10 protein-coding genes are annotated in these 6,167 nt (G+C 66.5%); all 10 read right to left on the bottom strand.

The genetic code is table 11. The features are described from left to right. A partial coding sequence (locus tag Q0480_RS02255; protein ID WP_299130197.1) for a cold-shock protein occupies positions 1-116 on the bottom strand: 116 nt, incomplete at its 3' end. Positions 117-477: 361 nt separating this feature from the next. Further along, entirely contained in the window at positions 478-726 is a 249-nt protein-coding gene (locus tag Q0480_RS02250) for a CopG family antitoxin (RefSeq protein WP_299130194.1), read from the bottom strand. After that, a complete protein-coding gene (locus tag Q0480_RS17940; RefSeq protein WP_366940810.1) occupies positions 689-1,030 on the bottom strand; it encodes a BrnT family toxin in 342 nt (113 codons plus the stop codon). Before Q0480_RS17940 ends, Q0480_RS02250 begins: the two co-directional genes overlap by 38 nt. Then, positions 1,027-1,524: a hypothetical protein gene (locus tag Q0480_RS02245; protein WP_299130191.1), complete on the bottom strand. Its 498-nt coding sequence runs from the start codon at positions 1,522-1,524 to the stop codon at positions 1,027-1,029. The genes Q0480_RS17940 and Q0480_RS02245 overlap by 4 nt, the downstream gene beginning before the upstream one ends. 139 nt (positions 1,525-1,663) lie before the next feature. After that, positions 1,664-1,951 carry a hypothetical protein gene (locus Q0480_RS02240; RefSeq protein WP_299130189.1) on the bottom strand — a complete coding sequence of 96 codons (288 nt, stop codon included), beginning with the start codon at positions 1,949-1,951 and terminating at the stop codon, positions 1,664-1,666. Between the two features lie 115 nt (positions 1,952-2,066). Then, the gene (locus Q0480_RS02235) at positions 2,067-2,291 is read right to left on the bottom strand and encodes a hypothetical protein (RefSeq protein WP_299130187.1); all 225 of its coding nucleotides are present in this window, start codon (positions 2,289-2,291) and stop codon (positions 2,067-2,069) included. Beyond that, a complete protein-coding gene (locus tag Q0480_RS02230) occupies positions 2,272-2,538 on the bottom strand; it encodes a BrnT family toxin (RefSeq protein WP_299130186.1) in 267 nt (88 codons plus the stop codon). The genes Q0480_RS02235 and Q0480_RS02230 overlap by 20 nt, the downstream gene beginning before the upstream one ends. A gap of 49 nt (positions 2,539-2,587) precedes the next feature. Then, positions 2,588-4,255 carry an energy-dependent translational throttle protein EttA gene (ettA, locus tag Q0480_RS02225; protein ID WP_299130184.1) on the bottom strand — a complete coding sequence of 556 codons (1,668 nt, stop codon included), beginning with the start codon at positions 4,253-4,255 and terminating at the stop codon, positions 2,588-2,590. Between the two features lie 72 nt (positions 4,256-4,327). Next, positions 4,328-4,957 (bottom strand): MarC family protein, encoded by a 630-nt coding sequence (locus Q0480_RS02220; protein ID WP_299130183.1) that lies wholly within the window; start codon positions 4,955-4,957, stop codon positions 4,328-4,330. A gap of 27 nt (positions 4,958-4,984) precedes the next feature. Beyond that, on the bottom strand, positions 4,985-5,848 hold the full coding sequence (locus Q0480_RS02215) for an OmpA family protein (RefSeq protein ID WP_299130181.1): 864 nt from the start codon (positions 5,846-5,848) through the stop codon (positions 4,985-4,987). Positions 5,849-6,167 lie beyond the last annotated feature (319 nt).

Genomic DNA, 6,167 nt, shown 5'->3' with positions numbered 1-6,167 from the left:
AGGCCGGCGCGCTCGACCGCCGAGATATGGACGAAGACGTCCTTGCTGCCACGCTCGGGCTGGATGAAGCCGAAGCCCTTGGTGGCGTTGAACCATTTCACGGTGCCATTGGCCATCGTGATCTCTCCTTCTAGTCGCTGCCCGCGTTCTTGCGGCAGCCCGGCACAGTCAGAGCAATCGTAGGACCGCGGCAGCTCGAAGGGAGACGTGGTCGATTGTAGTAACGTCGCCAGCGCCATATGGCCGAATCGACCGCTTTTTGCAAGCGGCACGAGCGGGTTTCATTGACGCCGGCGAGCGCGGGGGCGGGGTCCGGATCAGAACACGTTCATGAGATAGAGAATGATGATGATCGGGATCGGAATGCCGATGACCCAGGCGAGGATACCTTTCATGGCGCGTCGCTCCTGAAGATGTCGCAGCCATGAAACGCGGCGCGGGGCGCGGGGTTCCGTCGCCGGGGGGCTGGTGCCGGCGTCAGCGGCGCACGGTGCGCTCGATGGCCTCGCGGATCAGGCGCTGGTAGGGGATGCCGCGCTCGGCGGCGCGGGCGCGGACGGCCTCCATCAGCGGCGCGGGCAGGCGCATGTTGACGCGGGCGGTCTTGGGCTCCGCCTCCCAGGTGAGGGGCTTGAAGGCGGTCAGGTCGAGGTTGGAGAGATCCTGGGCGAGGAAGGCCTCGGCCTCGTCATCGGTGGTCATCTTCGGAACCGAACGCGGCGTCATAGCGGGCGATCTCCCTTGCGTGCATGTGGCGGGCGCTGATCGGGCGGATGCGCTCGCCGCGGAAGCAGAAGGCGATGAAGACCGGGCGTCCGGCGGAGGTGCGCCCGATGGCGATGAACCGCTGTTCGAACGAGCCGAGTGCGTCGGGTCGGGCGCGACGCGGGCGCCGGCCCGCATCGCATATTCGATCTCCGGAAGGGTCAGGCCGTGCTTCTGCGCCTTGGCGCGGTTGCCGTCGTCCCAGTCGAAGTCCATGCGGGAATGTACATACGGATGGGTTTACGTTCAGGTCCCGTGGTATCACAGAACGCGGAGGGCGCTATCCGCCTTGTCGGTTACGTATTCACAGTGCGCGGCCACAACAGAACGCCATTGGTTGGATATCTCGGTGTATTGCCCGGAACGGTGTGGTAAGCCGACCACCTGTAGCTTGTCCAAATACGTGCCGTACTGACCGTATACATCCATAACGGCTTCGACCTGATTTGCCTCAAGTCTTCCAAGTTGAGGTATGAGGGAACGATAGACTACGTCTATGCTTCGTGATGGAACAAGAAAACCACCATTTTCTTGGTCGGTCATTTCTTGAAGGCGCTCCCGCTGGCCAGTCACCCATCTCTTGAGTTGTTCGATCTCGCCACGTAGCGCTATCCGCACGGAGGCCGCCTCCTTGGCCCAGTGACGCTCTGACTGTTTTCTGCCCGCATGAGCATTGGCCGCGAGCGTCGCAATCACTCCAACCAGGGCTATGCTCGCCGCGATAAGCGTTTGAAACCGTGCGACAAGATCACATATCATCGAGCAACTTCTTGCACCTGATGCGCTTCGCTCGCCCGTGTCCGAGCAGAGGCGTGGGCGCCGCCTTCGCAAGTCGAGCATGCGGGCGCGGATGTCGTCCAAGGAGACGCGGTCGTGAGAAATCCCCACAGCCCGGCCATCACGACGCTTTGCGCTTCAGTTCCGCGACCTCCGCCGTCAGGGCGTCGATCTGGCGTTGCATGGTCGAGAGGACGGGTGTCAGGTCGAGGTTGCGGCGGACCTCGGCGATGTCGGACCTGACGTCGGTCAGGTCGTTCTGGATGTTCATCAGCGCAGCGTTGGACTCGGTGCGCGCCCGGTCGATATTGCCGTGAAGGTCGCGCACGTGCTCGATGACCCCATCGACGCGCCCGTTGGTGTTGGCGCTGTTGGCGCGGATCAGGTCGGCGAGTTCTTCGAGTGTCATGGCGGGGAAGGTAGCATTCGCACACCTTCCCCGCAACTTTGGCGCTAGCGGGCGAACGTCTTGTACTTGATCCGGCGGACGCGGTCGTCACTGATCACCACCGCGGCGACGCCGGTCACTCCAGCCGCTCCGCGATCCACATCTTGATCAGTGCCTGCCTTGTGATGCCGAGGTGGGCGGCGCGGGCGTCGAGGCCTTTGACCATCCATTCGGGGAAATCGACGTTCACGCGGCGGGCGGTGAGGCCGGGGCGGGTCGCGCGGTCGAGGTCGAGATGGGGCGTGATGTCCTCGCCGGCGTCGAAGGCGGCGTCGAATTCCTCAGCGGAAACCTTCTTCATAGAGGGCCACCTCCTCCTTGCGGGCCCGGCGGGCCGAGATGAGCCGGATACGGTCGTCGCGCCGGGTGAAGATGACCGTCCAGTGTCGAGGCCCGATCCCGCCGATGAGCGCCCACCGCGCCTCGCCGAGCGAGCGGGCCGGGATTTCGAGGCGGCGGGTGTCGGCCCACAGGGCCTGAACCTCCTCGAAATCGATCCCGTGCTTGTCGCGGTTGGCGGCGCTCTTGGCCGGATCGAACTCGAACATTGGTAATATGGTATGCGGATGGGGTTGGCGCAATACCGTTTCTATACCGTTATCGCGCGAACTTCTTGTACTTGATCCGCTTCGGCTCCACCGCGTCGGGCCCCAGCCGCCGGATCTTGTCCGCCTCGTAGTCTTCGAAATTGCCCTCGAACCACTCCACATGGGCGTCGCCCTCGAAGGCGAGCATGTGGGTGCAGATGCGGTCGAGGAAGAAGCGGTCGTGGCTGATGACCACGGCGCAGCCGGCGAAGCTGTCGAGGGCGTCTTCGAGCGCGCGCAGGGTTTCGACGTCGAGGTCGTTGGTCGGCTCGTCGAGCAGAAGGACGTTGCCGCCGGCGCGCAGCAGCTTGGCGAGGTGGACGCGGTTGCGCTCGCCGCCGGACAGGAGGCCGACCTTCTTCTGCTGGTCGCCGCCCTTGAAGTTGAAGGCGCCGCAATAGGCGCGGCTCATCATCTCGGCGTCGCCGAGCTTGATGATGTCGAGGCCGTCGGAGATTTCCTCCCAGACCGTCTTCGTCGGATCGAGGCTGTCGCGGGACTGGTCGACATAGGCGAGCTTGACGCTCTCGCCAAAGGTGACGGTGCCGGCGTCGGGTTGTTCCTGCCCGGTCAGCATGCGAAAGAGCGTGGTCTTGCCGGCGCCGTTCGGGCCGATGACGCCGACGATGCCGCCGGGGGGGAGCGAGAAGGTCAGGTTGTCGATCAGCTCGCGGTCGGCGTAATGCTTCTCCAGCCCCTCGACGGTGATGACGTTCTGGCCAAGCCGCGGGCCGTTCGGGATGACGATCTGGGCGGTGGTGATTTTCTCGCGCTCGGACTTGCCGGCCAGTTCGTTATAGGCGTTGATGCGCGCCTTCTGCTTGGCCTGCCGGGCCTTGGCGCCCTGGCGGATCCATTCGAGCTCGCGGCTCAGGGTCTGCTGCCGCGCCTTGTCCTCGCGCGCTTCCTGGAGCAGGCGCTTGGCCTTCTGTTCGAGCCAGGAGGAATAGTTGCCCTCCCACGGGATGCCGCGGCCGCGGTCGAGTTCGAGGATCCAGGAGGTGATGTCGTCGAGGAAGTAGCGGTCGTGGGTGACGATGAGGATCGTGCCCTTGTATTCGATCAGGTGCTTCTGCAGCCAGGCGATGGTCTCGGCGTCGAGATGGTTGGTCGGCTCGTCGAGCAGCAGGATGTCGGGCGCCTCGAGCAGCAGCTTGCAGAGCGCGACCCGGCGCTTCTCGCCGCCGGAGAGGGTGTCGACGGCCGCGTCGTCGGGCGGGCAGCGCAGGGCTTCCATCGCGATATCGACCTGTGAATCGAGATCCCAGAGGTTCTGGGCGTCGATCTGGTCCTGGAGGGTGGTCATCTCCTCCATCAGTTCGTCGGAATAGTCCTCGGCGACCTTCATCGCGACTTCGTTGTAGCGGGTGAGCAGCGCGGTCTTGGCGGCGACGCCTTCCATCACGTTGCCGCGCACGTCGAGCGCGGGGTCGAGCTCGGGCTCCTGTTCGAGATAGCCGACGGTGACGCCCTTGGCCGCCTTGGCCTCGCCCTGGAAATCCTTGTCGGTGCCGGCCATGATGCGCAGGAGCGAGGACTTGCCCGAGCCGTTGACGCCGACGACGCCGATCTTCACGCCGGGCAGGAAGGAGAGGCGGATGTTCTCGAAGACCTTCTTTCCGCCGTCATAGGCCTTGGAAAGGCCATCCATGTGAAAGACATATTGCGGCGTGGCCATCGGTGACTCGCATCCTGGGGGGTGTCGGTTGCGCCGGGATGTACCGGGTCGCGGCGGCGATGGCAAACGCCGTCAGCCGAGCGCGGGGAGCAGCGCCTTGATCCCGGTGGCGAGCATTGAAACCGCGATCGCGAGCAGGATCATGCCCATCAGTCGCGACATGATGACCCGCAGCGTCGCCGAGAGATGGTGGCCGATCGCGGCGGCGAAGGTGAGCGTGAGCCCGAGCAGCGCCAGCATGGCGGCGGTGACCGTCCAGAAGGTGACGCGGTCGGCGGCGGTCCCGGCCTCGTGGCCGAAGACGAGCAGCGTGGTGATCGTGCCGGGGCCGACCACCATCGGGAAGGTGAGGGGATAGAAGGCGGCGTCGGTCGGCAGCCGCGTCGCCTCGCCCGGGCCGCCCTCGTGCGCGGGGTTGCCGGCGCCGTTCAGCATGTTGAGCGCGATCCCGGCCAGAACCAATCCGCCGGCGACGCGGAAATCCTCGATGCCGATCCCGAAGAAATCGAGGATCCGCTGCCCGCCGAGCGCGATCGCGGCGCACATCGCGGCGGAATAGAGTGTCACGGCGAGGCCGGTCCGCCGCTGCTCCGCCGCCGTCAGGCCGGCGGTCAGGGCGAGGAACAGCGGCAGCACCATGAGCGGGTTCATGATGGCGAACAGCGCGCCGAAATAGCGCAGGCCGAAGACGGAATCGATCATGCCGCCGAGTGGTTCAAAGCGCGTGGTTCAGAGCGGCACGACGCGGATCTCGGCGCAGCGGTTCAGTGGCTCGGCGACGCCGTCGTCGGTGGCCACCGGCGCCTCGGCCTCGCCCATGCCGTCGATCTCGATCATCTCGGCGGGCAGGCCGGCCGCGATCAGGAAATCCGCGACGGCCTGGGCGCGGGCCGCGGCGAGGACGCGGTTGCGCGCCGGATCGCCGACCCGGTCGGTATGGCCCACCACCTTCACCCGCGCGATCTTCATGTCGGCGAGCGTCACGGCGGCGGCGGCGGCGTGGGCCTGTCCACCGGGGCTCAGCCGGGCGCTCGCCTTGTCGAAATGCACCGCCGTCAGCGGATCGCCGGAGGTGGCCGGGACATCCGCGCCGACCGGCCCGGCCGTTTCGAGCGTCGCGGCGACCGCCTGAACCTCCATCCGGGCCGGCTCGATCCGGACCATGGCCGGGTCGCCCTTGAGCGCGGTCAGCCGCGCGTCGAACGCCGCCTGCGTGCGCAGCGTCTCCAGCGTCGCCCGCAGCGTGGCGAGCTCGCCATCGCGTTCGGCGAGCAGCGCGGTCAGCCGGGTGACCTCGCCGTCCCGTTCGGTCAGAGCGGTCTCGGCGGTGGCATAGGACGCCTCGCGCTCGGCGAGGAGCGCGGTCAGCCGATCGATCTCGGTTTCGCGGACCGCCAGCGCGGCCTGTTGCGGATCGGGCGCGGGCGCCGCTTCGGGCACCACCGCCGGGCCGCCTTCCGCCGCGACTTTCGGCTCCGGCGCCGCGACGGGCGGCACCTCCGCGCCGCTTCGGTAAATCCCGGTCTGCGCCACGACCGCCAAAGCGATCGCCGTCGCCGAAACGCCGGCGAGTATCCCCATGTCGCGCCGCATGTCTGCCCCCGCGGTTTCTGCCCGTTTTTATTGCGAGGATGTTAGGTTACTTGCGCAGACCCTTGCAATAGAGGCGATTTGTCGCCGCGGGTCCTGTGTCGAAACAGCAACGTCCCCTGGCCGCCGTCTCGGCGGAAATCCGCCGTCGCCGGTCAGCAACGCCGGGGCGATGCGCGACGTCCGAGCCTTCACTGCGCGATTTCGAGGTTACGCGAAATCGTGACGGGCGTGCCCTGTCGTGCCGGAGGCACGCCTTCGGCGTGACCGGGGCTCGCCCGTCTTCGACGGTCAAGCCGGGCACACCCGCCCCGATTCAACC

Origin of the sequence: uncultured Amaricoccus sp. (assembly GCF_937891315.1) — a bacterium.
Lineage (GTDB): Bacteria > Pseudomonadota > Alphaproteobacteria > Rhodobacterales > Rhodobacteraceae > Amaricoccus.
Note: the sequence above shows the minus strand (reverse complement) of the source record. Positions and strands in the feature narration are given on the sequence as shown.